Source organism: Aeromicrobium camelliae, assembly GCF_003850045.1.
In the GTDB taxonomy this organism is placed as follows: domain Bacteria; phylum Actinomycetota; class Actinomycetes; order Propionibacteriales; family Nocardioidaceae; genus Aeromicrobium; species Aeromicrobium camelliae.
Genome location: NZ_RQJX01000003.1, coordinates 122,937 through 145,609, shown reverse-complemented (window position 1 = coordinate 145,609; position 22,673 = coordinate 122,937). Strand labels below are relative to the sequence as shown.

Annotated in this window: 26 protein-coding genes, 1 pseudogene and 1 riboswitch; of the genes and pseudogenes, 12 read left to right on the top strand and 15 right to left on the bottom strand. The window is 69.5% G+C overall.

The genetic code is table 11. The features are described from left to right. Positions 1 to 2: 2 nt before the first annotated feature. Complete coding sequence (locus tag EHW97_RS03700; RefSeq protein ID WP_124235812.1) at positions 3 to 239, bottom strand: heavy-metal-associated domain-containing protein; 237 nt, start codon at positions 237 to 239, stop codon at positions 3 to 5. Positions 240 to 255: 16 nt separating this feature from the next. Then, positions 256 to 555, bottom strand: a complete 300-nt coding sequence (locus EHW97_RS03695; protein WP_121792571.1) for a metal-sensitive transcriptional regulator — start codon at positions 553 to 555, stop codon at positions 256 to 258. 78 nt (positions 556 to 633) lie between these two features. Between EHW97_RS03695 and EHW97_RS03690 the strand changes: the two genes are divergently transcribed. Continuing rightward, positions 634 to 1,056: a PaaI family thioesterase gene (locus EHW97_RS03690; RefSeq protein ID WP_124235811.1), complete on the top strand. Its 423-nt coding sequence runs from the start codon at positions 634 to 636 to the stop codon at positions 1,054 to 1,056. Positions 1,057 to 1,197: 141 nt separating this feature from the next. Then, a riboswitch (ZMP/ZTP riboswitch) is annotated at positions 1,198 to 1,286 on the top strand. Positions 1,287 to 1,340: 54 nt separating this feature from the next. After that, positions 1,341 to 2,585, top strand: coding sequence for a phosphoglycerate dehydrogenase (gene serA / locus EHW97_RS03685; protein ID WP_243696290.1), 1,245 nt, complete (start codon positions 1,341 to 1,343; stop codon positions 2,583 to 2,585). A gap of 212 nt (positions 2,586 to 2,797) precedes the next feature. Here serA and EHW97_RS03680 read toward each other — a convergent pair whose 3' ends face one another. After that, a complete protein-coding gene (locus EHW97_RS03680; protein ID WP_124235810.1) occupies positions 2,798 to 3,601 on the bottom strand; it encodes an NAD-dependent protein deacetylase in 804 nt (267 codons plus the stop codon). A 22-nt stretch (positions 3,602 to 3,623) separates the two neighbouring features. After that, the gene (locus EHW97_RS03675; RefSeq protein ID WP_124235809.1) at positions 3,624 to 4,151 is read right to left on the bottom strand and encodes a DUF1697 domain-containing protein; all 528 of its coding nucleotides are present in this window, start codon (positions 4,149 to 4,151) and stop codon (positions 3,624 to 3,626) included. A 118-nt stretch (positions 4,152 to 4,269) separates the two neighbouring features. Here EHW97_RS03675 and EHW97_RS15245 point away from each other — a divergent pair, with 118 nt between their 5' ends. Next, complete coding sequence (locus EHW97_RS15245) at positions 4,270 to 4,425, top strand: DUF6131 family protein (protein WP_166367376.1); 156 nt, start codon at positions 4,270 to 4,272, stop codon at positions 4,423 to 4,425. Between the two features lie 68 nt (positions 4,426 to 4,493). Here the strand turns inward: EHW97_RS15245 and EHW97_RS03670 are convergent, their stop codons facing one another. Both EHW97_RS03670 and EHW97_RS03665 read right to left on the bottom strand, forming a co-directional pair. Next, positions 4,494 to 6,515 carry an NADPH-dependent 2,4-dienoyl-CoA reductase gene (locus EHW97_RS03670; protein ID WP_124235808.1) on the bottom strand — a complete coding sequence of 674 codons (2,022 nt, stop codon included), beginning with the start codon at positions 6,513 to 6,515 and terminating at the stop codon, positions 4,494 to 4,496. Next, on the bottom strand, positions 6,512 to 6,925 hold the full coding sequence (locus tag EHW97_RS03665; RefSeq protein ID WP_124235807.1) for a nuclear transport factor 2 family protein: 414 nt from the start codon (positions 6,923 to 6,925) through the stop codon (positions 6,512 to 6,514). Before EHW97_RS03665 ends, EHW97_RS03670 begins: the two co-directional genes overlap by 4 nt. A 47-nt stretch (positions 6,926 to 6,972) precedes the next feature. On the opposite strand from EHW97_RS03665, the gene EHW97_RS03660 reads away from it, so the two are divergent. Next, positions 6,973 to 7,215, top strand: a complete 243-nt coding sequence (locus tag EHW97_RS03660) for an SCO4848 family membrane protein (protein ID WP_208001857.1) — start codon at positions 6,973 to 6,975, stop codon at positions 7,213 to 7,215. Here the strand turns inward: EHW97_RS03660 and EHW97_RS03655 are convergent. The 7 genes and pseudogenes from EHW97_RS03655 to EHW97_RS03630 form a co-directional block, all read right to left on the bottom strand. After that, positions 7,188 to 7,727 carry a PadR family transcriptional regulator gene (locus EHW97_RS03655; protein ID WP_124235805.1) on the bottom strand — a complete coding sequence of 180 codons (540 nt, stop codon included), beginning with the start codon at positions 7,725 to 7,727 and terminating at the stop codon, positions 7,188 to 7,190. The genes EHW97_RS03660 and EHW97_RS03655 overlap by 28 nt on opposite strands. Positions 7,728 to 7,818: 91 nt before the next feature. Beyond that, positions 7,819 to 8,556 carry an inositol monophosphatase family protein gene (locus EHW97_RS03650; protein ID WP_124235804.1) on the bottom strand — a complete coding sequence of 246 codons (738 nt, stop codon included), beginning with the start codon at positions 8,554 to 8,556 and terminating at the stop codon, positions 7,819 to 7,821. Further along, positions 8,553 to 9,608, bottom strand: a complete 1,056-nt coding sequence (locus tag EHW97_RS03645; protein WP_124235803.1) for an NAD(P)-binding domain-containing protein — start codon at positions 9,606 to 9,608, stop codon at positions 8,553 to 8,555. Before EHW97_RS03645 ends, EHW97_RS03650 begins: the two co-directional genes overlap by 4 nt. Positions 9,609 to 9,688: 80 nt before the next feature. Then, the gene (locus EHW97_RS03640; RefSeq protein WP_124235802.1) at positions 9,689 to 10,516 is read right to left on the bottom strand and encodes an alpha/beta fold hydrolase; all 828 of its coding nucleotides are present in this window, start codon (positions 10,514 to 10,516) and stop codon (positions 9,689 to 9,691) included. Positions 10,517 to 10,575: 59 nt separating this feature from the next. Then, complete coding sequence (locus tag EHW97_RS15665; RefSeq protein ID WP_243696289.1) at positions 10,576 to 10,935, bottom strand: hypothetical protein; 360 nt, start codon at positions 10,933 to 10,935, stop codon at positions 10,576 to 10,578. A 41-nt stretch (positions 10,936 to 10,976) separates the two neighbouring features. Then, positions 10,977 to 11,423 (bottom strand): annotated as a pseudogene (locus tag EHW97_RS15935) (class I SAM-dependent methyltransferase); the annotation flags it as partial. Between the two features lie 111 nt (positions 11,424 to 11,534). Beyond that, positions 11,535 to 12,116, bottom strand: a complete 582-nt coding sequence (locus EHW97_RS03630) for a TetR/AcrR family transcriptional regulator (RefSeq protein WP_166367375.1) — start codon at positions 12,114 to 12,116, stop codon at positions 11,535 to 11,537. 65 nt (positions 12,117 to 12,181) lie between these two features. Here EHW97_RS03630 and EHW97_RS03625 point away from each other — a divergent pair, with 65 nt between their 5' ends. From EHW97_RS03625 to EHW97_RS03605, 5 genes are all read left to right on the top strand, one after another. Beyond that, on the top strand, positions 12,182 to 13,333 hold the full coding sequence (locus tag EHW97_RS03625; protein ID WP_124235799.1) for an SGNH/GDSL hydrolase family protein: 1,152 nt from the start codon (positions 12,182 to 12,184) through the stop codon (positions 13,331 to 13,333). 44 nt (positions 13,334 to 13,377) lie between these two features. After that, on the top strand, positions 13,378 to 14,544 hold the full coding sequence (locus EHW97_RS03620; RefSeq protein ID WP_124235798.1) for a CaiB/BaiF CoA transferase family protein: 1,167 nt from the start codon (positions 13,378 to 13,380) through the stop codon (positions 14,542 to 14,544). A gap of 10 nt (positions 14,545 to 14,554) precedes the next feature. After that, entirely contained in the window at positions 14,555 to 15,697 is a 1,143-nt protein-coding gene (locus EHW97_RS03615) for an acyl-CoA dehydrogenase family protein (protein WP_124235797.1), read from the top strand. Between the two features lie 36 nt (positions 15,698 to 15,733). Then, positions 15,734 to 16,732 carry an alpha/beta hydrolase gene (locus tag EHW97_RS03610; RefSeq protein WP_124235796.1) on the top strand — a complete coding sequence of 333 codons (999 nt, stop codon included), beginning with the start codon at positions 15,734 to 15,736 and terminating at the stop codon, positions 16,730 to 16,732. A gap of 74 nt (positions 16,733 to 16,806) precedes the next feature. After that, positions 16,807 to 17,139 (top strand): hypothetical protein, encoded by a 333-nt coding sequence (locus EHW97_RS03605; RefSeq protein ID WP_124235795.1) that lies wholly within the window; start codon positions 16,807 to 16,809, stop codon positions 17,137 to 17,139. A gap of 2 nt (positions 17,140 to 17,141) precedes the next feature. On the opposite strand, the gene EHW97_RS03600 is transcribed toward EHW97_RS03605, so the two are convergent. Next, a complete protein-coding gene (locus EHW97_RS03600) occupies positions 17,142 to 17,585 on the bottom strand; it encodes a MarR family winged helix-turn-helix transcriptional regulator (protein ID WP_124235794.1) in 444 nt (147 codons plus the stop codon). Between the two features lie 41 nt (positions 17,586 to 17,626). Further along, positions 17,627 to 18,934: a UDP-glucose dehydrogenase family protein gene (locus EHW97_RS03595; RefSeq protein ID WP_124235793.1), complete on the bottom strand. Its 1,308-nt coding sequence runs from the start codon at positions 18,932 to 18,934 to the stop codon at positions 17,627 to 17,629. A 162-nt stretch (positions 18,935 to 19,096) separates the two neighbouring features. On the opposite strand from EHW97_RS03595, the gene EHW97_RS03590 reads away from it, so the two are divergent. Genes EHW97_RS03590 through EHW97_RS03580 form a run of 3 tightly spaced genes read left to right on the top strand, consistent with a single transcriptional unit; the run spans position 19,097 to position 22,663 of the window. After that, positions 19,097 to 20,083 (top strand): substrate-binding domain-containing protein, encoded by a 987-nt coding sequence (locus EHW97_RS03590; RefSeq protein WP_124235792.1) that lies wholly within the window; start codon positions 19,097 to 19,099, stop codon positions 20,081 to 20,083. Positions 20,084 to 20,128: 45 nt separating this feature from the next. Then, complete coding sequence (locus EHW97_RS03585) at positions 20,129 to 21,634, top strand: sugar ABC transporter ATP-binding protein (protein ID WP_124235791.1); 1,506 nt, start codon at positions 20,129 to 20,131, stop codon at positions 21,632 to 21,634. Between the two features lie 27 nt (positions 21,635 to 21,661). After that, positions 21,662 to 22,663 (top strand): ABC transporter permease, encoded by a 1,002-nt coding sequence (locus EHW97_RS03580; RefSeq protein WP_124235790.1) that lies wholly within the window; start codon positions 21,662 to 21,664, stop codon positions 22,661 to 22,663. Positions 22,664 to 22,673 lie beyond the last annotated feature (10 nt).

Below are 22,673 nucleotides of genomic sequence, written 5' to 3'. Positions count from 1 at the left end.
GCTCACGCCAACGGCAGGTCGCGCGGACCTGCCAGTGCGTAGCCTGCCTCGTCGACAGCCTCGGCGACGGCCGCGTCGTCGAGCGGCTGGTCGCTCGCGACCGTGACGGTGGACGTGCCACCGGCGACGAGGTCGACCGTGACGTCGGTGACGCCGTCGAGGGCCTGGAGCTCCTCGGTGACGGCGGCGACGCAATGGCCGCAGGTCATGCCGGTGACGCGGTAGGTGGATGTGGTCATGAGTGGATTCCTCTCGTCAGCTACGGACCAGCCGAGCGATCGCGTCGCTGGCCTCTTTGACTTTGGTGTCCGCCTCGGGACCACCAGCCCGTGCGGCGTCGACGACGCAGTGGCTCAGATGCTCCTCCAGGAGCACGAGCGCGACGGCTTGGAGAGCCTTCGTCGTGGCGCTGACCTGAGTGAGGACGTCGATGCAGTAGGTGTCGTTCTCCACCATCTTGGTGATCCCGCGCACCTGGCCCTCGATGCGGGCGAGCCGCTTGAGCACCTTCTGCTTGTCCTCGCTGTAGCCGGGGTGGGAGGCATGGTCGGTCATAGCGCCACCATACCCCCAGGGGGTATCAAATCCAACCCCGGCGATGTGTCGTCGGTCGCACGTCCTACAGTCGCGGTCATGAGCGAGATTCCCGGCCTGGACGGTCTGCTCGGCGTCGAGCACGTGGAGACCGGACCCGACAAGGTCGTCGCACGGTTCACCATCGGCGACCACCACCTCCAGCCTTTCGGCATCCCCCACGGGGGTATCTACTGCTCCGTGCACGAATCGACCGCCAGCGTGGCCGGCCAGATCTGGCTGGGCACCAAGGGCGTCGTGGTCGGCACGAACAACTCGACCGACTTCCTGCGGCAGGCGAAGGTCGGCGACACGATCACGGTGACCGCCACGCCGATCCACCGCGGCCGCACGCAGCAGCTGTGGCGCCTGGAGTCGGTGAACCAGGACGGCAAACTGATCGCCCAGGGCCAGGTCCGCCTGGCGAACCTCGACCAGGAGATCCCCGCCGACGCCCTCGCCCGCTTCACCGGCGGTCAGTGACCGATTACCAGGTTCAGTAGGAGAACTCTCCCCTGCGGGGAGTCCTGCTGCCGCTCCGTGACTGCGAAACTCCCCGTACCAGGTCCGCGTCCAGCTCGCGAGCAGGAATTGGGTGTCCTCACCCCAATCGCTACGATGGAACAGCCTGGTCGCGACTGGCGTTGAGGTGGGTGACCACCAGGGAGCGATGAGGCTGCTCGACATCGGGACCGTACGCCTGGGCCCCGCGTCAGCCCATCGACCGCTGACCCGGAGGCACGACTGAAATGACGATGATGACGACCATGAACGCTGCGACCCGCGAGCCCCTCACCACGATCGACGACACCGACGTGCGCGTCCTGCTGCTGGAGAACATCCACGCCGACGGCGCCGACTTCCTGCGCGGCAAGGGCTACCAGGTGGAGACCCTCGACCGCGCGCTCGGCGAAGACGAGCTGATCGAGGCCATCAAGGGCGTGCATCTGCTCGGCATCCGCTCCACGACGTACATCACCGAGAAGGTCCTGCAGAGCGCTCCCGACCTCATGGCGATCGGCGCGTTCTGCATCGGCACCAACCAGATCGACCTCGCGGCCACCAACCGGCACGGCGTCGCGGTCTTCAACGCCCCGTACTCCAACACTCGCAGCGTCGTCGAGCTCGCGGTCGCCGAGATCATCTCGCTCGCCCGCCGTCTGCACGAGAAGTCCACGGCGATGCACAACGGCGTCTGGAACAAGTCCGCCGCCGGCAGCCACGAGGTCCGCGGCCGCACCCTCGGCATCGTCGGCTACGGCAACATCGGCAGCCAGCTCTCCGTCGTCGCCGAGGCGCTCGGCATGTCCGTCATCTTCTACGACATCGACGACAAGCTCGCCCTCGGCAACGCCAAGCGCTGCTCGACGCTCGAGGAACTGCTCGACACCGCCGACGTCGTCACGCTGCACGTCGACGGCCGCCCGGGCAACGCCGGACTGTTCGGCGACGCCGAGATGCGCCGCATGAAGCCGCGTTCGCTGTTCCTCAACCTGTCGCGCGGCATCGCGGTCGACACCGCCGCTCTGCGCGAGCACATCGAGTCCGGCCACATCGCCGGCGCCGCGATCGACGTGTTCCCGGTGGAGCCCAAGCGTCAGGGCGACCCGTTCGAGAGCGACCTGCGCGGGCTCCCCAACGTCATCCTCACTCCGCACGTCGGTGGTTCGACGGAGGAGGCGCAGCAGGACATCGGCCGCTTCGTGGCCTCCAAGCTGCGCGCGTACGCCGCATTCGGCACCACCTCGCTGAGCGTGACGTTCCCCGAGCTCAACCCGCCCGCCGACCCGGAGAAGCACCGCCTCGCGCACGTGCACCGCAACGCTCCGGGCGTGCTCGCGTCGATCAACGCGATCCTCGGCGACCACGGCGTCAACATCGAGGGCCAGCAGCTCGCCACTCGCGGCGAGCTGGGCTACGTCGTCACAGACGTGTCGGCGGCGGTCTCGTCCGAGGTGCTCACGGCGTTGGCGGAGCTGCCCGAGACGGTGCGCCTGCGCCAGCTCTCCTGAGCTGCCTCCCGCAGGGCTTCAGGTCGCGGTCTGAGCTCGCTCAGCGATGATGCCGAGGCCGGTAGCGTGCCCACCGCCGCGACAGGGAGCTGGAGGCCGTAGGGGACGATGAACTCCCCACCGGGCACCTGCCGATGCTGCAGTGCCCGCAGCAGACAGCGGACACGATTCGGCGGTTCATCGAGGCGTGAGTCAGCGTCCGCAGTCGGCCGCTAGCTCGCCAGGGCGAGCGCCGCGAGCGTCTCGGCCGCGCCGCCGTCGATCTTGACGTCGGCGAGGTCGTCGCCGCGGGTCGTCCCGCGGTTGATGATGACGACCGTGGTGCCGTCCTTGGCGGCACGACGCACGAATCGCAGTCCGCTCATCACCTGCAGCGACGAGCCGATGACCACGAAGGCCGCGTCCTCCTGGCGCGCCTGCTCGACGAGGTCGAAGCACCGGGCGACTCGCGGCTTCGGCACCGTCTCGCCGAAGAACACGACGTCCGGCTTGAGTCGTCCGCCGCAGTTCTCGCACGGCGCGACGACGAAGTCCTCGGTGTCGTCGATGAGCACGTCGCCGTCGGGAGCGACCTCGGCCTCGCGGTCCTCCCATCCGGGATTGAGGGCGACGAGTCGGTGATGCAGTCGGCGGCGGCTCGTCAGCTCCCCGCAGTCCAGACAGATGACGCGGTCGATACGTCCGTGGAGGTCGATGACGTCGCGGTGGCCGGCCTTCTCGTGGAGCCCGTCGACGTTCTGGGTGATGAGACCGAGGAGCTGGCCCTCGCGCTGACGACGGGCGAGATCGAGGTGCGTGGCGTTCGGTTCGGCTTCTCGCATGTGCGACCACCCGACGTGCGCACGAGCCCAGTACCGCTGGCGCGCCCGCTCCGAGGCGATGAACTCCTGATACGTCATCGGGGAGCGCGGAGGAGCGTCGGGACCGCGGTAGTCCGGGATGCCGGAGTCGGTCGACACCCCGGCGCCGGTGAGCACGAGCCAACGGCGTCCGGTCCAGTCGGGGAAGGAGGTCACCCTTCCAGTATGGGCACGCCGATCACGTGCTCGCCTTCTCGACGAGCGCTGCGATCGTGCGGAGGTTGCGGGCCGTTCCGGGCGTGCCGAGCACGCGCGCGACGAACGGTGCGGTCAGCGGCGAGGACGCGACCCCGTCGGCGAAACGCACGTGCAGGTCGCGACCGATGACGCGGGCGAGGTCGGGGCCGAGATCGCGTGCGGCGAGATCCGCCACCGCCTCGGGCGACGGCGTGGCCGCGAGGAAGTAGATGTGCGCGAGCTTCGGTTCGAGGACCTCGAACGGGTAGGCGTCGAGCGCCTGCCGAAGCTCGTCCGGAGTCCGGCTGATCGCCTCGCGGAAGAAGCCGAGCTCGGCCTCGATGCGTGCTTCGAGTGCGCGGTCGAAGTCGGCCGGATCGCCTGGCGGGGTGCACAGCAGGTTGCCCGACGCGATGTAGGTGCTGACGTCGCGCGCGCCGAGCTCGTCGGCGATCGCGCGCAAGCGTTCCATCGGCAACTTGGCGCCGCCCACGTTGACAGCGCGCAGCAGCACGACACGTTCGGCCATGCCCCGAGTATGGACTGCGATGCCGACAGTCGCGGCCGCTCACCGAGCGGAAGTGCCGAAGCTGTCCTAGCGTGAGGGACGCGGCGGGAACGTCGTGACTCAAACGAAGGGATTTCTCATGATCATCCTCGGAGCCATCCTCGCCATCTTGGGCGCCGTCCTGGACGTCCCCATCCTCTACACGATCGGCGGCATCCTGCTCGTCGTCGGGGTCATCCTCTGGATCCTCGGTGCCACGGGTCGCGCGGTCGGAGGCCGCAAACACTGGTTCTGACCTCGGTACCAGCACGATCGGGGGCGGGCAGCGCGATGGCGTTGCCCGCCCCCGATCGTCTGTTCGCGTCAGAGCCGCGCGGCCAGCTCCGTGGCCTGCTTGATCGCGCGCTTGGCATCGAGTTCGGCGGCGACGTCCGCACCGCCGATGACATGGACGGCGACGCCGGCCTCCTCGAGCGGGGCGACCAGGTCGCGCACCGACTCCTGGCCGGTGCACAGCACGATCGTGTCCACCTCGAGGACCCGTTCCTCGCGGGCGTCATCGCCGGCCGCGACGGTGATGTGCAGCCCGTCGTCGTCGATCCGCTCGTAGGTCACGCCGGGCACCATCTCGACTCCCGAGTCCTTGAGCGTCGTGCGGTGGACCCAGCCGGTGGTCTTACCGAGACCCTTGCCGAGACTCGTCGTCTTGCGCTGGAGCAACGTGACCTGGCGACGCGGCGGCGCCAGGGTCTTGGTGGTGAGGCCGCCGCGCTCGAGCTCCGGGTCGGTCACCCCCCAGCGGGCGTTCCAGTGCTCGAGGGACTCGTGCGAGTCGTGCAGGAGGAACTCGCTCACATCGAAGCCGATGCCGCCGGCACCCATGACCGCGACGCGTTCGCCGACCGGCGCTCCGTCCTCGATGACCTGTTGATAGGTCACGACCTTCGGGTGGTCGATGCCGGGGAGATCGGGGACCCGCGGCTCGACCCCGCTCGCCAGCACGACCTCGTCGAAGTCGGACAGGTCCGCGACCGACGCGCGCCGGTTGAGGTGAAGCTTCACTCCGGTCTTCTCCAGCCGCACGGTGTAGTAGCGCAGGGTCTCCGCGAACTCCTCCTTGCCGGGGATCTGCATCGCGAGTCGGAACTGGCCGCCGATGGCGTCGCGCGCCTCGAACAGCTCGACGTCGTGGCCGCGTTCGGCGAGCTCGGTGGCCGCGGCGAGTCCCGCCGGGCCGGCGCCGACGACGGCGATGCGCTTGGTGCGGCGGGTGGGCAGCAGCACGAGTTCGGTCTCGTGGCAGGCTCGCGGGTTGACCAGGCAGCTCGCGCGCTTGTTGGAGAACGTGTGGTCGAGACACGCCTGGTTGCAGGCGATGCACGTGTTGATCTCGTCGGCGCGCCCCTCGGCGGCCTTGGCCACGAAGTGCGGGTCAGCGAGCAGCGGCCGCGCCATCGAGACCAGATCGGCCTGGCCGGAGGCGAGGATCTCCTCCGCGACGTCCGGCGTGTTGATGCGGTTCGATGCGACGAGTGGCACGTCCACCTCGGCCTTGAGCTTGGCGGTCACCCAGGCGAAGGCGGCTCTCGGCACGGACGTGACGATCGTGGGAATGCGGGCCTCGTGCCAGCCGATGCCGGTGTTGATGATGTCGACGCCCTCGGCCTCCAGCGCCTTGGCGAGAACGACCGTCTCCTCCCAGGACTGCGCATTGTCGACGAGGTCCAACAGACTCATCCGGTACTGGACGATGAAGTCGTCGCCCACGAGCTCGCGGGTGCGCTTGACGACCTCGATCGGGAACCGCATGCGCTTCTCGGCGGTACCGCCCCAGCGGTCGGTGCGGGTATTGGTGCGGGCCGTGAGGAACTGGTTGATGAGATAGCCCTCCGAGCCCATGATCTCCACGCCGTCATAGCCGGCGCGGCGGGCGAGAACGGCCGACTTGGCGAAGTCGGTGGCGGTGCGGTCGACCTCGCGGGTGCTCATCGGCGAGACCTTGAACGGCGTGATCGGGCTCTTGATCCGCGAGACGCCCTTCTTGAACGGCGAGTAGCCGTAGCGCCCGGCGTGGAGGATCTGCAGCGCGATCTTGCCCTCGTGCTCATGGACGGCGTCGGTGACGAGGCGGTGGCGGTCGGCGAGCCGACGACTCGTCATCGTCGAGCCGAACGGCAGCAGCCAGCCGCGCCAGTGCGGCGCGAATCCGCCCGTGATGGACAGCGCGACACCGCCTTTCGCGCGCTCGGCGAAGTATGCCGCGAGCTCGGGCAGATGCGTGACGCGGTCCTCGAGGCCGGTGTGCATCGAGCCCATGATCACGCGGTTGCGCAGCGTCGTGTGGCCCAGATCGAGGGGGCTCAGCAGATGCGGGTAACTGGTCATCGGGTGCCTTCCGTCGCGGCGGCCGCCTCGGCCTGGATGCGCTCGAACTGATCACCCATGGCCGCGGCGAGCGCATTCGCCGCGGACAGGGGCCGCACCATCACCGTCAGTTCGGTGATGAGTCCGTCGTCGTCGGTCGTGATGAAGTCGCAGCCGTGGACCGCGATGTCACCGACCTTCGTCTCGAACACCAGCGCGCTGTGCCGGCCGTCCTCGATGACGTTGACGTAGCGGAAGTCGGAGAAGACCCGACTCACGCCGTGCAGGATCGCGGTGGTGATCGCCTTGCCGCGGTAGGGCGTGAAGGCGACGGGACTGCGGAACACCACGTCGTCGGCCAGCAGGTCGTCGACACCGCGCAGCTCGCCCGTGGCGACCTGGCGCTCGACGAGCTCTCGGAATGCCTTCATGACACGGTCCTCTCGGGGGTGTGGTGCCGCGTTGGCACACTGGGGTGGTGATCGGACGAGCGAGTGCGTGGCTGCTGACGGCGGCCGGCGTCTTCAACATCGTGATCTGGCCGCGGTTCGCGAAGGCCATCGTCGATGACGACCGCGCGTGGGCCGGGGAGGCGTGGGCGAGCGCTCCGACGGGCTTCTTCTGGGTGCACGCGGTGCTGATCGTCACAGCGATGACGTTCGGAGTGATCGTGCTGGTGATCGGGCTGCGGGCTCATCGGTCGCTCCGCGTCTCGAGTTGATCGAGGATCTCGTCGCACCAGGCGATGCCCATGCGCTCGCTGAGGATGCCGCCGCGGAGCGCCAAGTAGGCGCCGCGCTCGCGCTCCTCGACGGCATCGGGATCGGGGTAGTGGCGCTTGGCGCTGGCCTCGTAGCGGTCGAGCCGCTCGACGTGATCGGCGCGCCGGCGCCGCGTGTCCTCGACGATCGCGGTGACGTCGGCCAGTCCGCGCAGCTTGACGGCGAAATCGCTGCGCAACGCCTCGCGCGGTGACGGCTCGGCGGTGAAGCGGGTCAGCTCCTCGCGGCCAGCATCGGTGATCGCGTACGTCTTCTTGTCGGCCGTGCCCTCGCGAGGTTCGATCGTCGCGCTGACCCAGCCGTCGGCCTCCATCCGCGCGAGCGTCTTGTAGATCTGCTGGTGACTGGCCCGCCAGAAGTACCCGATGGACGCATCGAACCGCCGGGCGAGGTCGTAGCCGGTCGCCGCCTGCTCTGTCAGCGAGACGAGGATCGCGTGTTCGAGCGCCATGCCCGGAGCGTACCCATGCAACTAGTTGCATGGCAAGGGGTTCGGCCGGACGTCGCATGCTTGGCGAGTGGTGCGGGGCGGGGAAGCGAGGTCAGTGGGCGGCGAGAAGGGCGGTGAGGCCGCGAAGCGAACCGGGAACGCCGGTGATCGTGAAGCCGCCGACGCGAGTGTCGACAGCTCCAGCCTCGCGGGCGACCAGGCTGCCCGGGGCGACGTCCCAGGGCTCGCCGCGCAGCACGACCGCCGCGTCGATCCCGCCCTCGGCCAGGAGTGCCCAGTCACGAGCGGGGGCACCGGTGCGCAGGACCCGGTGGGTCGAGCGTTCGAGAGTGTGGAGCGCGGCCTGCCGAAGCGGATCGTCCGCCGCGACCTCGCTGCCCTCGATCCACGCGACCGTGAGCTGCGTCGCCGGACGGGCCGCGGCGACCGAGAGCCGTCGTCCCTCCTGCCAGGCGCCCCGCCCGGCGATGGCCGAGGTGGAACGGCCGGATGCGGAGTCGTGCACGACCGCGACCTGCGGATGATCGTCGAGCAGGACGGCGAAGGTGACGCCGTAGAGGTCGAGACCGACGCGGTAGTTGTCGGCACCGTTGAGGGGGTCGACGAGCCACCGCACCCGGGCGTCGTCCGGCCCGTGGTCGCCGGACTCGCGGCTGAGAACGCCGTGCTCGCGATACCGGGCGGCGAGGTGGTGCACGATCCGGCGATCGATGTCGGCGACGCTGCCGAAGCCCTCTGCGGCGAACCGCCGTGCGAGTTCGCCGGCGCCGCGTGCGAGATCGAGCGCGGTCGCGTGCACGGCGTCGAGATCCAGGACCGACTCGCTCATCCGGCGAGCGTAGCCGCCTCGTCGGCCAGCCACCGCACGACGCCGAGGGCGGCACTGCGACCCGCCCGGTTCGCACCGATGGTGCTCGCGCTCGGGCCGTACCCGACGAGCTGGATACGCGGGTCGGCGACCGCCGTGGTGCCGTCGAGCTGGATGCCGCCGCGCGGACTGCGCAGGTGCAGGGGTGCGAGGTGGTCGATGGCGTGGCGGAACCCGGTCGCCCAGAGGATCACGTCGACGGGCTCGAAACTCCCGTCGGTCCAGCGCACCCCGCGCGGCTCGATCCGACTGAACATCGGCCGCCGTTCGTACGCTCCGAGGCGACGGGCCTCCTCCTCCTGCGGTCGCAGCAGCAGGCCGGTCACGCTCACGACGCTGCGAGGTGGAAGTCCCTGACGTACGCGGTCCTCGACGAGCGCGACAGCGGCGCGGCCGGCCTCGGGGGTGAACTCCTCGGTCCGCCAGCGCGGCTCGTGGCGGGTCACCCAGAGGGTGTCGGTGACGGGGGCGAGCTGGCCGAGGAACTGGACCGCCGACTGCCCGCCGCCGACGACGAGCACTCGCTGCCCGCGGAACTCCTCGGGGCGGGTGAAGTCGACCGTGTGCAGCTGGCGGCCGGCGAAGGTCTCGATGCCGGGGTAGTAGGGGATGAACGGCCGCGTCCAGGTGCCGGTGGCGTTGACGAGGGTGCGGGTCCGCCAGGCCCGCTCGCCCGACCTCACGACGAGAATGCCGTCGTCGTCGGTCACCGCGTCCACCTCGACGGGGCGCACGACGGGCAGATCGAAGGTCTGCTCGTAGCTCCGGAAGTACGCGGGAACGGCCTCGCGTGCCGCCGCGGCTCCGTCGTCCTCAGCGCGCTCGAGCCCCGGGAGGTCCGCGACACCATGGACGTCGTGCATGGAGAGCGTCGGCCATCGATGCTGCCACGCTCCACCGGGATGCGCGTTGGCGTCGAGGACGAGGTGCTCGATCCCGCGGCGCTTCAGGTGATACGACGCTGACAGGCCGGCCTGGCCACCGCCGATGACGATCGAGTCGTGGAGTTCCACGTCCTCGTCAACGCCGAACGCTCCTCGGAGCTTCCCGGGTTCGTGGGAGGGTGCCAGCCGTGGTTCCGCGGACGCAGAGATCAGGCGGTCGCGGAGAGCGGTGCGCTGCCGGCCGCCTCGTCTCCGCGCTTGACCGTCTCGTGCACGATGCGGGCGATCTCGTCGGGGCAGTCGCCCATCGGGACGTGCCCCGCGCCGACGAGCGGGACGTGGGTGGCGCGGGGCAGCTGACGTCGGGCTTGCGCGGCCTGCTTGGGGTTGAGCAGCCGGTCCTTCGTGCCCCAGGCGATCGTGGTGGGGACGCGCACGCCGCCGCGGAAACGGAAGTTGACCGCCTGCAGGAGGGTGGGCCAGAACGCCGGGCTGCGTTTGAGTGACAGGGCGTCACCGAGCACCCGGTCGGCGTCGTACCGCTCCGGGTGCGCGTACAAGAGGAAGCCGACGAGTCGACGGCCCACGGCCGAGCGCGAGACCCGGCGCAGTACCGCGTCGGGGGCGTAGGCGGCGAGCTTGATCGCGAGCAGGGCGGCGACCGCCTGCACGCGGCCCCCAGGCCCGAAGAACCCGGCGGGACTCAATGCGACGACGCTGCGGGCCAGCCCGTGGTCGCCGAGGTAGAGCGCGACGGCTCCACCCAGCGAGTTGCCGACGACGTGCGGCCGGTCGATGCCCCATTCCTCGAAGTTCTCGCGGATGGCCTGCAGGACGTTCTCCATGCTCGCCGAGACGCCGGCCTCGCTCAGTGCGGGGGAGGCCCCGAAGCCGGGCAGGTCGAGAGCGATCACGTCGAAGTGCTCCGACAGCTGCTCGATCACGGGCTCCCAAGCTTGCCAGCGGTGCCCGATCCCGTGGATCAGGACGAGCGGTTCCCCGCCCCCGGTGCGCGAGTACGCGAGCTTCGACAGCATGGCCGCTCCTTGTCCGATGAACGTGACATCGGCAGTGTGACATGACCGGTGGCGTTGTGTCACGCCCGCCGACGCGACGCGTGGACGAGGCGGATGAGTTTCATCGGCTTCAGGTGATCGGCTCGTCCCCAGAACCCCGAGGGCGCACCGTCCTCCTCGTCGCGATCATCGTGCACGTGCCAACCGGCGGAGGCGAGCCAGCCATGAAGGGTGGTCGGAGCGGCCGAACAGCGCGACGGCTCGCCCGCCTCGCCCGCCATGGCGGCGACAGCCGCAGAGTACTCAGCGCCCCGAGCATCGCGAAGCTCGTGGGGGAGGACGTAGTCGAAGATGAGCGACGACTCCGGGTGCACGTCGGCGACCGACGCGAAGAAGCGCTCGCAGCTCGCCGGCGGCAGATAATGCTGACGCCCAGCCATAGGAACGCGATCGGGCGTTGGAGGTCGACGCCCGAGGCCTCGAGTAACTGCGGGTCGAGGCCATGCGTGAGGTCGGCTCCGACCAGCTCCGCGGGGTCGTCGAGCCCCGCCGACGCCAAGAGGTGCGAGCGCCACGCGAGGACGCCTGGTCGACCGACGAGCCATACGCGTTCGTCGTGTGGCGCCGGGAGGCGCGACGCGATGGTGTCGAGGCCCGCGCCCACCACCACGATCTGATCGATGCCCGAGGCAGCCACGAACTGATCGGCGTACAGGGAGCGCACGGCTGCGGAGAAGCGGGCAGCGGCGAGGATCGGTGCGCCGGGCTGAGCGAGCTGGTAGTCCAACGGCGAGGGGGACAGCTTCTCGCACAGTCGCTGAGCGATCTCGTCGTGGAGCAGGTGTGGCTCATCATCAACGAGCGGATGGGCCGCTCGCGCGGCAGCCGAGAAGAGGGCGGTCGGGCTGGGAAGGAAATCGTCCGTCACTTCAACTCACTATCAAGAACCAGGCCCGCGGTGGGGGAGGCGCGCCGTACAGCGTCTGAATCGGACATCCCGGCGCGGGCGCTCAGGTCGTGGCATGCGTGCGGTGTCGGTTCACGCCTCCGTGGTCTCGCGCGGCCAGCTTCGCAGCGCTCGGTCGATGGCGTCGAGACATTGCGTCCAGGAGGTGTCGAGGTCGACGGGTCGATGGCCGAAGGACCCGGCCTCGGTCAGCGTCACGAAACCGTTGACGGTCGAACCGACGAACCGGGTCGCGTGGATCGCCGCGTCGTCGGTCAGTCCGTACCCGCGGAGCACGGCGAGCGCGAGCCCGGCGACCTGCCCCGCCTCGGGGGACGCCGCGATCTCGGCGCTCGCGGGGCGTTGCACCGCCTGCCACAGCCCCGGGTGCCCCTCGGCGAATCGGCGGTGAGCCGTGGCGAACCCCTCGAGTGCGTCCCAGCCGGACCGGCCCGCGACGGCGTCGGCGATGAGGCGGCCTAGTTCGGCCAGCCCACGGCGATGCAGGTCGTCGAGGAGCGCCCCGATGTTCCTCACGTGGGCGTACATGCTCGCCGGTCGAATTCCCAGCCGCCGAGCGACAGCGGAGATCGTGACGGCGTCGAGGCCGTCGGCATCGGCGAGGTCGACCGCCGCGTCGTGCACCGCGGAAGCGGTCAAGCCGAGTCGGGCCACGATGACTCCTTGCAGAGGGTAACTACGGTAAGTAGGGCGATTCCTACAAGGTGTAGGTTAGCGGCATGCGTTCCACGCCGTTCTCGCCTGCACTGCTACGCGGCTTCGTCGCGGAGCTGGAGTCGACCATCCGGGGGCTGCGGGTGCACCGGCTCCCCGCCTGGGTGCGGTCACAGTTCCCCGACGGGCAACTCCTCGCGATGGAGCAGCAGCCGTCCGGGGTCCGGGTCGCGCTGCGCACCTCTGCCACGAGGATCGAACTCGAGACTCACTCGACGCGGATCGGGTTCCGCGGCGCTGAACGCCCTCGCGGCCGGATCGACGTCTGGATCGACGGTGAACTCGCGCTGAGCGACCCTCTCACCGGCGGCGACCTCCTCGAGACCGACCTCCTGACCGGCGAGAGCGCCATGCACGGCGGACCTGCACATGTCACGACGCTGTCCGGCCTTCCGTCGCGTTCGAAGTGCGTGGAGCTGTGGCTTCCGCACAACGAGTCGATCGAACTGGTCGACCTGCGTACGGATGCGCCGGTCGCTCCGCTCGAGGCCGACGGCGTGCCGGTGTGGGTGCACTACGGCAGTTCCATCAGCCAGGGTTCCAACGCGGCAACTCCGAGCCGGATCTGGCCGGCAGTGGCGGCGCGGCGCCTCGGCGTCTCGCTCCACAACCTCGGTCTCGGCGGCAGCGCGATGGTCGACCCGTTCATCGCGCGGACCATCCGCGACGCGACAGCGGACCTCATCAGCCTCAAACTCGGCATCAACGTCGTCAATCTCGACGCGATGCGACTGCGGACGTTCGTGCCCGCGGTCCACGGCTTCCTGGACACGATCCGCGACGGCCACCCCACGACGCCGCTCTACCTGGTCTCGCCCGTCTTCTGCGGGATCCACGAGACCACTCCGGGGCCGGGTTCGGTCGACGTCGCCACCCTCGGGTCCGACCAAGTGAAGTTCACCGCCACCGGGCAGGAGGGCGACACGGCGCTCGGGCGACTCTCCCTCACCGTCGTCCGCGACGCTCTGGCGGAGATCGTCGACCGTCGACGTGACGACCCGCAGCTGCACTACGTCGACGGGCTCGCGCTCTACGGCGAGGTGGACGCGGTGGAGCACCCGCTGCCGGACGCGCTGCACCCGGACACGGCGACGCACGAGCTGATCGGCAACCGCTTCGCCGACGAGGTGCTCCGGAGGGGCGCGCCCGCGAAGTGACGCGGCCCTCGGCTTTCGATAGTGACAGTGTTACTGTCACTATCGTGACCGTGACCTCGACCACGCCTTCCGGGCCTCTCCACGGCGTCCGCGTCGTCGAGCTCGTCGGCATCGGACCGGGCCCGTTCGCCGCCATGATGCTCGCCGATCTCGGCGCCGACGTGGTGCGCATCGACCGGCCCGGCGGAGGAGCGCTGCAAGTCGCGCCTCCCGAGCGCGACATCCTCGGCCGAGGCCGTCCGAGCGTGGCGCTGGATCTCAAGTCCGAGCGCGGTCGCGACACCGTGCTGCGGCTCGTGGAGCGGGCGGACATCCTCATCGAGGGTTTCCGGCCCGGCGTCGCCGAGCGGCTCGGGATCGGGCCCGAGCAGTGCCATGCGCGCAACCCCCGCCTCGTCTACGGACGCATGACCGGCTGGGGACAGGAGGGGCCGCTCGCGTCCACCGCCGGGCACGACATCAACTACATCGCGGTCGCCGGTGGACTCGATCCGATCGGCCGAGCCGGCGGCCCGCCGCAGGTGCCGCTCAACCTGCTCGGGGACTTCGGCGGCGGGGCGCTGTACCTCGTCGCGGGCGTCCTCGCCGGGCTCACCCACGCGCGAAGCACGGGCGAGGGACAGGTCGTCGACGCCGCCATCACCGACGGTGTCGCGCATCTGCTGTCGATGATCGTGTCGATGCAGCAGTCGGGAGGTTGGAGCAGTCCGCGCGGCACCAACCTGCTCGACACCGGCGCCCCGTTCTACGACGTCTACGAGACCGCCGACGGACGCTGGATGAGCGTGGGTGGCTTGGAACCGCAGTTCTGGGCCGCAATGGAGGCCACGCTCGCCGAACACGGGGTCGACGGCCTGCCGGACCGCAACGACATCGCGCAGTGGGGAGCGCTGCGCGAGCGACTCGCGGCCGTGTTCGTCACCAAGACACAAGCCGAATGGACCGAGATCTTCGCGCCCACGGACGCCTGCGTCGCGCCCGTGCTGCCGCTCGACGAGGCGCCGCAGCACCCGCACAACGCGGCGCGCGGCACGTACGTCGAACACGAGGGGCTCATGCAGCCCGCCCCGGCACCGCGGTTCTCCGCCACGCCGGCCACCTTGACCACGCCTCCGGCCCGCCCGGGAGCACAGACCCGCGAGGCGCTCGCCGCGTGGGGCATCGACGACGTCGACGAGCTGATCGCAGACGGCATCGCCGTCCAGAACTGAGGACACCGCCATGGAACGCACCATCTTCGAGGCCGAGCACGACGACTTCCGGGCCACCGTCCGGGCCTTCTGCGAGAAGGAGATCGCGCCGTATCACGCACAGTGGGAGGCCGACTCGATCGTGCCGCGCGAGCTCTGGCTCAAAGCCGGCGAGCTCGGGCTGCTGGGCTTCATGATGCCCGAGGAGTACGGGGGCGGCGGCGTCCGCGACTTCCGCTACAACGCGATCCTCCAGGAGGAACTGACCCGGGTCGGGGCCAGCGGCGTCGGCTTCGCCCTGCACACCGACCTCGTCTCGACGTACCTGCTGAGCTACGCGAGCGATGAGCAGAAGGCTCGCTGGCTTCCCCAGTTCTGCAGCGGCGAGCTCATCACCGCCATCGCGATGTCCGAACCGGTCGCCGGCTCCGATCTCCAGGGCATCAAGACCACCGCGAAGCTCGATGGCGACCACTACGTGCTCAATGGCTCGAAGACGTTCATCTCCAATGGCATCCTCGCCGACCTCGTCCTCGTCGCCTGCAAGACCGACCCGGACGCCGGTGCCATGGGCGTCTCGCTCATCGCGGTCGAGCGGGGGATGGAGGGCTTCGAGCGGGGCCGCAATCTCGACAAGATCGGCCTCAAGGCCCAGGACACGGCGGAGCTGTTCTTCGACAACGTGCGCGTCCCGCGCGAGAACCTGCTCGGCCAGGAGGGGCACGGCTTCATCTATCTCATGGAGAAGCTGCCGCAGGAGCGGTTGACGATCTCCGTGGTGGCCGCCGCCGCGTGCCGGTCGATGCTCGACATGACGCTCGACTACGTCAAGAACCGCGACGCGTTCGGTCGTCCCATCGGCACGTTCCAGAACACGCGATTCCTCATGGCCGAGCTCGAGACCGAGCAGCAGATCGCCCAGGTCTTCGTCGACCGCTCGATCGAACTGCTCAACGCGGGCAAGCTCACCGTCGAGGACGCGGCGATGGGCAAGTGGTGGACCACCGAACTGCAGACCAAGACAGCCGACCGGTGTCTGCAGCTGCACGGCGGCTACGGCTACATGTCCGAGTACCCCATCTCGAAGGCGTTCCTCGACTCGCGCATCCAGACGATCTACGGCGGCACCACCGAGATCATGAAGGAGATCGTGGGGCGCGGTCTGGGGCTCTGAGCTTTCGGACTCTTCTGACCGCTACGCTCACCTGCCATGAGCGTGCTGCGCGTCGTCGGACGCTGGATTCTGCGGTTCCTGATCGCTGTCCTGGCGCTGATCGTCGCCGTCGTGATCTGGGCTCAGTTCAGTCCTCGCCCCAGCGTCATCGCGATCGACCTGCTGTTCCGGATGTCGTCGGTCGGCAAGGTCGACGAGAAGCATGCTGCGGAGGCGGATAAGGAGTCCACCGGCCGCACCGACCTCGCCTACGGCGAGGGTGACGACGAGACGCTCGACGTCTGGACCCCGCGCGAGCGCGGTTCCGAGCCGTTGCCGGTCATCGTGTGGGTCCACGGCGGCGGTTGGATCGGGGGCGACAAGTCGGACATCGCTCCCTACCTCAAGCTGCTCGCCGCGAAGGGGTATGCGGCCGTCGGGATCGACTACTCCTTGGGCCCGGATACGCACTATCCGGTCCCGCTGCGCCAGACCGACAAGGCCATCGTGTGGCTGGAGAAGAACGCCGACGATCTCGGCCTCGACACCGACCGGATCGTGCTCGCGGGGGACTCGGCCGGCGCCCAGATCGCCGCGCAGTATGTCGCCATGCTCGGCGACGCGCGCTACGCGAAGGAGGTCGGTGTCGAGCCGAGCATCTCACCGGACCAGGTCGTGGGCGCGCTCCTGCACAGCGGTCCCTACGATCCACGGAAGGCGCTCAAGGCGTCCGGCGCGATGGGGTGGTTCGTCCGCACCGTCGGCTGGGCGTACCTGGGCACCAAGGACTTCGATGATCCGCGCGTCGAGCAGGCCACGGTGACCACGCATCTGACCGACGGTTTTCCGTCCACCCTGGTGACAGCTGGCGACGATGATCCGCTTACGGCTCAGGGCAAGGAGTTCGCGGCCACGCTGAAGAAACTCGGCGTCGAGGTGAAGCCGTACTGGGCGAAGGGGCTCTTCCACGAGTTCCAGTTCGATCTCTCCGACGCCCAAGCGCAGCAGGTCCTGACCGAGAGCTACAGCTTCCTCGCGAAGGTCACCGCACCCTGAGCCCGAGCGTGCGGCGCCGACCTGATTGGTGATGCTTGGTACGCTAAGCATCAGTCGACCCCGAGGATGGCAGCATGGCCGAGGACCCCGTCGAGGTGTCCGTCACCGACGAACTCGAATCGCTCGACCGGGTCCGGCGCCGGGTCACCGCTGTCGGCTTCCTGGCGATCGCCGTTCACGGCGTGATCGCGCTCCCGCTCCTCGCGCAGTACGTCGCGGAGGACGGCAAGAACCCCGAAGCGGTCCTCATGCTCGTCCTGACCGCGTTCGCAGGCCTGCTGACCGCCGCCATCACCCGCGTGATCCTGGGTCGCTCACCGTTCTCGGTGGTGTGGCTCGCCGTCGGCCTGCTGCCCACGGCGATCGGCATCTACCTCACCTGGTGGGCGCCCTTCACTCTCCACTGAGGTCAGTTCGCGTGCTGCGCGCCGTCGATGATCGAGCGCAACACCGCGTTGGTCCGCTCAAGATCCTCGAGGGTCATGCCGAGCCGTTCCAGCATCGTCGGCGGGACACTCAACGCCTGCTCCCGCAGAGCGCGGCCCTGCTCCGTCAGCGTGATCTCAAGGGACCGCGCGTCGTTCGCAGAGCGCAGCCGCTCGACGTAACCCCTCTGCTCGAGCCGCTTGATCAGCGGTGAGGCGGTCCCGGGATCGAGCGCCAGGGTGCTGCTCAGTTCGGTGAGTCCTAGCCGGTCGTGCTGCCACAGCGCGAGCATCACGAGGTACTGCGGATGTGTGAGCCCGAGCGGTTCGAGGACCGGCTTGTAGGCCGCGACGACGCTGCGGGACGCCACGGCGAGCGCGAAGCACACCTGCGCTTCGAGCGCGAGCGGATCGGAGTCGTCGGCCACCGGGCGAGTCTATCCGGGCGGTAGGAGTCTGAGGCGCTCCGTCAGTGTCGGCCCAGCGCGCGGTAGGTCCAGCCGGCGTCCCGCCACCGCGCCGGGTCGAGCACGTTGCGGCCGTCCAGAATCCGCTTGTCGGCGACGAGTCCGGCGAGGTAGTCCGGGTCGAGCGACACGTACTGCTCCCACTCGGTGAGCAGCAGCACCAGCTCGGCCCCCTCGACCGCCGCTTCGAGCGTGTCGGCGTAGTGCAGGTGCGGTGCCTTCTCCTTGGCGTTCGTGACGGCCTCGGGGTCGGTCACCGTGACGACCGCGCCCTGCAAGTGCATCTGCTCGGCGACGTTGAGCGCCGGGGAGTCGCGGATGTCGTCGCTGTTGGGCTTGAAGGCCGCGCCCAGGACGGCGACGCGCCGGCCGACGATCGACCCGCCGCACTCCTCGCGGGCGAGGTCGACCATGCGCACGCGGCGGCGGAGGTTGATCGCGTCGACCTCACGCAGGAACGAGAGCGCCTGGTCGACGCCCAGCTCGCCCGCGCGGGCCATGAAGGCGCGGATGTCCTTGGGCAGGCACCCGCCGCCGAAGCCGAGGCCGGCGTTGAGGAACCGGCGGCCGATACGGGCGTCGTGCCCGATCGCGTCGGCCAGGGCCGTGACGTCGGCGCCGGTGGCCTCGCACAGCTCGGCCATGGCGTTGATGAACGAGATCTTGGTGGCGAGGAAGCTGTTCGCGGCGACCTTCACCAGCTGCGCGGTCGCGTAGTCGGTGACGATGCGCGGCGTGCCTTCGGCGAGCGGCGCGGCGTACACCTCGTCGAGCAGGGCCGCAGCGCGCTGTCCGGCGTCCGACTCCGGGATGCCGTAGACGACACGGTCAGGGTGGAGCGTGTCCTTGACCGCGAAGCCCTCGCGCAGGAACTCCGGGTTCCAGACGAGCGTGGCTCCCGTGGGCTCGAGGTCGGCGGCGAGTCGCTCTGCGGTGCCGACGGGAACGGTGGACTTGCCGACCACCACGTCACCCGGCGCGAGGTGCGCGAGGAGCGAGCTGAAAGCCGCGTCCACGTAGGTCAGATCGGCGGCGAACTCGCCCTGCTTCTGCGGCGTGCCGACGCACACGAAGTGCACCGCCGCACCCGCGACCTCACTGAGGTCGGTCGTGAAGGTGAGGCGGCCGCTCGCCATCGCCTCGTCGAGGATCTCGGGAAGTCCCGGTTCGAAGAACGGCGCCTCGCCGCGCGTCAGCGACGCGATCTTGCGGTCGTCGACGTCGACGCCCACGACTTCGTGCCCGAGCTTCGCCATGCACGCAGCGTGCACAGCACCCAGGTACCCGCATCCGATCACCGAGATCTTCATGGCACCGAGTCTAGAGAGGGGTCCCGCTCGCTGGTATCGCGGGCGATCCTCCCGCAGCCGTCGTGGAACAAAACATTAATTAGTAATTAATATTGACAGCGCGTCGTGTCCACGGTCACACTGGACCGGCGTACGAAGCACCGGGTGACACGACGAGGACACATGCGCGCAACCATGAAGAAGACCTTCACCGCAGGATTCGCCCTGCTCTCGCTGACGCTGCTCGCGGCGTGCGGTCAGCAAGTGGGCGCCGACGGCCGGATCGGCGTCGTGTACCTCAACGCGGAGGGTTATTACGCGGGCGTCCAGCGCGGTCTCGAGGCGACCTTCGCCGACGGGGCGCGCGAGCCGCAGCTCATCGCGACGAACATCCAGTCCGACGCCTCCCGGGAGAGCACGTTCGTCGACACCATCTCCTCGGTGCAGGCCGACGCGCTGATCCTGTCGCCGGCTTCGGCCACCGCGTCCATCCCCGCGATCCGGCTCGCTCATGAGAACGGCGTGCCCGTGATCTGCTACAACACCTGCATCGAGGACGAGGCCGCCGAACAGTACGTCTCCGGCTACATCCTCGGCGACCCCACGGAGTTCGGTGCCGCGTCCGGCCGCCAGATGGGGGACTACTTCCTGGAGCAGGGGATCGCCGACCCGAAGGTGGCGGTCATCAACTGCGAGCAGTTCGAGGTCTGCATCCAGCGCCGCGAGGGATTCGAGGCGGCTCTGCTGGAGCGGGTGCCCGGTGCGCAGATCGTCGCCAACCAGGAGGGCCTGACGCTCGATGCCGCGGTGGAGCGTGCCGAGCAGATCATCACCGCGCATCCCGATGTCGACGCGTTCTACGGCGAAGCCGGATCTCAGATGATCGGCGCCGTGCGCGCGATCCGCTCGCGAGGCCTGGAGGGCCAGACCGTGGTGTTCGGCGGTGACATGAGCACGCAGGCCGCGCAGATGCTCGAGGACAACGCGATCCTCAAGGGCGTCACCGACATCTCGGGCATCAAGGTCGGAGAGCTCGCCGCCCAGACCGCCATGCAGATCCTCGCGGGCGAGGAGCCGGACGAACTCGTGATCCCGGCGCCCATCGACGAATACGCGACGGCCGCATCGGGTGCGGACTGGATCGAGACCCACCCGGACGGGATCCCGTGATGACCAGCGGCTCACCCACCCGTTCCCACACGCGAGGAAGATGACGTGCAGACACAGACCGACACCGTGGTCGCGGACGTCCGCGGACTCACGAAGCACTACGCCGGGGTGAAGGCGCTGACCGACGCGGACGTCACGATCCGCGGCGGCGAGGTCCGCGCCCTGCTCGGCCGCAACGGCGCCGGCAAGTCGACGCTGATCCGGCTGCTCGCCGGCGTCGAGACCGCCGACCGCGGCACCGTGCAGATCGCCGGGCAGCCGCTCGACGGCGGGGTTCGTCGCGCGGCGGAACTCGGCGTCGAGACGGTGCACCAGGAACTGAGCCTCGTCCCGCAGATGACCGTGGCCGAGAACATGTTCCTGGGCGCCTGGCCCATGACGGGCGGCCGCGTCGACTTCGCGGCCATGCGGCGCGGCGCCGCCGAAGTGCTGAGCGAACTCGATCTCGCGATCGATCCCGACGCGCTCGTGGAGGACCTGCCGATCGCGGAGCAGCAGCTCGTGGAGATCTGCCGGGCCGTACGCCGGGCACCACGGCTGCTCATCCTCGACGAGCCGACCAGTGCGTTGGCCGCCGGTGAGGTGGCGGTCGTACTCGCGACGGTGCGGCGGGTCGCCGAGACCGGCGTCGCCGTCATCTACGTCAGCCACCGTCTCGACGAGATCCGGCAGGTGGCGACGAGCGCCACGGTCATGCGCGACGGCCGCGTCATCGAGACGGTCGACCTGGAGGACGTCTCCACGCGTCGGGTCGTCGAACTCATGCTCGGTGACGCGGTGCAGGAGCAGGACCGGCCGGCGACCCGCAGCGTCGACCGCGACGCGACGCCCCGCCTCAGCGTCCGCAACCTCGCGGCCGGTCGCAAGGTCGAGGACGTGAGCTTCGACGTGTACCCCGGTGAGGTCGTGGGACTCGCCGGGCTGATGGGTTCGGGCCGCAGCGAGACGCTGCGCGCGATCGCCGGTTTCGACCCGATCGACTCCGGAGAAGTGTGGGTCGACGGTACGCCGATCACCTCGGTCACGCCGCGCGGCATGAAGAGTCTCGGCATCGGCATGACCCCGGAGGATCGCAAGAGCAGCGCGATCGTCCCGCTGCTCGGGGTGGACGAGAACCTCGCCCTCGCCGACTACCGCCAGGTCAGCGACGGACCCACCATCCGCTGGGAGCGTCTGCGCGCGGCGGCCGCGCGACTCATCGACCGGTTGTCGATCGCGACCGCGCGTTCGACGACCCCCATCGTCAACCTCAGCGGAGGGAACCAGCAGAAGGCCGTGATCGGCCGGTGGCTGCACGCCGGCAGCCGGGTGCTGCTCCTGGACGAGCCCACTCGCGGCGTCGACGTCCAGGCCAAGGAGGAGATCTACCGGCTCATCCGGGAGCTGGCCGACGACGGCGCCGCCGTGGTGTTCGTGTCCGGCGAGCTCGAGGAGCTGCCGCTCGTCTGCGACCGCGTCGTCGTCGTGCGGCACGGCCGGGTCACCGGCGAGATGGTCGGCGAGCAGATCACGACCGACGCGGTCGTCGCGGCCGCGATGACCACCGACTGAATCGTCACGAGACACGAGAGAGCAGACATGACTACCACCACTGACACGGCTGCGCCGGCCCGCGATCGCGGGGCGTGGCTCCGCGGAACCCGGCTCAACGAGATCGGTCTCGTCGTGGCCATCGCCGTCCTGTACATCGTGCTGGGCTCCACCGCCGCGGGCTTCCTCAACGCCGGCAACCAGCTCGGCATGCTCCGTGACGCGGCCACCATCGGCATCGCCGCCTGGGGCGTCACGCTCGTCATCATCGCCGGTGAGATCGACATCAGCATCGGCCCCGCCGTCGCGTTCGCGTCCGTGCTCGTGGCCATGGGCAGCGCCGACTGGGGACTCGGGGTCGTGGGGGCCATCGTCCTCACGCTCGTCCTCGGCACGGCGTGGGGCGCGCTGGCCGGCTGGCTGCGCGCGCAGTTCGGCGTCCCGTCGTTCATCGCGACTCTCGGCCTGTGGAGCGTGCTCGGAGGACTCGGCCTCTACCTCACCAACGCGCTTCCGGTCGTCCTGCCGCAGAGCGGTCTGCTCGACGTCCTCGGTGGCTCGATCCTGGGAATCCCGACGGCCGCGATCGTCATGCTCGTCCTGTTCGCCGTGTTCGTCTACGTCGCCAAGTACACCGCGTACGGCCGGGCGGTGTACGCCGTCGGCGGCAACCCGGCGGCGGCGATGCTCGCGGGTATCAATCTCTCCCGCGTCCGGATCGTGCTGTTCGCCACGACGGGTCTGCTGTCGGCCATCACCGGAATCCTCCTGGCCGCGCGGTTGGGCGCGGGGTCGGGTAGCGCGGCCAGCGGGCTGGAATTCGACGTCATCGCGGCGGTCGTCATCGGCGGCACCGCGCTCGCGGGCGGCCGCGGCTCGCTGCTCGGCACGCTGCTGGGCGTCGTCTTCATCACCGTCATCGGCAACGGCCTCGTGCTGCTGGGCGTGGACTCCTTCCTCCAGGACGTCATCCGCGGCGTCATCATCGTCGGAGCAGTCCTCATCAACGTCTGGGCGGGACGCCGCGGCACCGCCACCCGCACGAGCTGAGAGCAGAGAG

What these genes read in the sequence shown, in the direction of transcription:
- EHW97_RS03605 (WP_124235795.1), top strand. Translation starts at nt 16,807, where the DNA reads ATGGCCGAGGACCCCGTCGAGGTGTCCGTCACCGACGAACTCGAATCG.
- EHW97_RS03675 (WP_124235809.1), bottom strand. Translation starts at nt 4,151, where the DNA reads ATGGCCGAACGTGTCGTGCTGCTGCGCGCTGTCAACGTGGGCGGCGCC.
- EHW97_RS03610 (WP_124235796.1), top strand. Translation starts at nt 15,734, where the DNA reads ATGAGCGTGCTGCGCGTCGTCGGACGCTGGATTCTGCGGTTCCTGATC.
- EHW97_RS03595 (WP_124235793.1), bottom strand. Translation starts at nt 18,934, where the DNA reads ATGAAGATCTCGGTGATCGGATGCGGGTACCTGGGTGCTGTGCACGCT.
- EHW97_RS03700 (WP_124235812.1), bottom strand. Translation starts at nt 239, where the DNA reads ATGACCACATCCACCTACCGCGTCACCGGCATGACCTGCGGCCATTGC.
- EHW97_RS03625 (WP_124235799.1), top strand. Translation starts at nt 12,182, where the DNA reads ATGCGTTCCACGCCGTTCTCGCCTGCACTGCTACGCGGCTTCGTCGCG.
- EHW97_RS03615 (WP_124235797.1), top strand. Translation starts at nt 14,555, where the DNA reads ATGGAACGCACCATCTTCGAGGCCGAGCACGACGACTTCCGGGCCACC.
- EHW97_RS03670 (WP_124235808.1), bottom strand. Translation starts at nt 6,515, where the DNA reads ATGACCAGTTACCCGCATCTGCTGAGCCCCCTCGATCTGGGCCACACG.
- EHW97_RS15665 (WP_243696289.1), bottom strand. Translation starts at nt 10,935, where the DNA reads ATGGCTGGGCGTCAGCATTATCTGCCGCCGGCGAGCTGCGAGCGCTTC.
- EHW97_RS03665 (WP_124235807.1), bottom strand. Translation starts at nt 6,925, where the DNA reads ATGAAGGCATTCCGAGAGCTCGTCGAGCGCCAGGTCGCCACGGGCGAG.
- EHW97_RS03640 (WP_124235802.1), bottom strand. Translation starts at nt 10,516, where the DNA reads ATGCTGTCGAAGCTCGCGTACTCGCGCACCGGGGGCGGGGAACCGCTC.
- EHW97_RS15245 (WP_166367376.1), top strand. Translation starts at nt 4,270, where the DNA reads ATGATCATCCTCGGAGCCATCCTCGCCATCTTGGGCGCCGTCCTGGAC.
- EHW97_RS03650 (WP_124235804.1), bottom strand. Translation starts at nt 8,556, where the DNA reads ATGAGCGAGTCGGTCCTGGATCTCGACGCCGTGCACGCGACCGCGCTC.
- EHW97_RS03695 (WP_121792571.1), bottom strand. Translation starts at nt 555, where the DNA reads ATGACCGACCATGCCTCCCACCCCGGCTACAGCGAGGACAAGCAGAAG.
- EHW97_RS03590 (WP_124235792.1), top strand. Translation starts at nt 19,097, where the DNA reads ATGCGCGCAACCATGAAGAAGACCTTCACCGCAGGATTCGCCCTGCTC.
- serA (WP_243696290.1), top strand. Translation starts at nt 1,341, where the DNA reads ATGAACGCTGCGACCCGCGAGCCCCTCACCACGATCGACGACACCGAC.
- EHW97_RS03690 (WP_124235811.1), top strand. Translation starts at nt 634, where the DNA reads ATGAGCGAGATTCCCGGCCTGGACGGTCTGCTCGGCGTCGAGCACGTG.
- EHW97_RS03655 (WP_124235805.1), bottom strand. Translation starts at nt 7,727, where the DNA reads ATGGCGCTCGAACACGCGATCCTCGTCTCGCTGACAGAGCAGGCGGCG.
- EHW97_RS03580 (WP_124235790.1), top strand. Translation starts at nt 21,662, where the DNA reads ATGACTACCACCACTGACACGGCTGCGCCGGCCCGCGATCGCGGGGCG.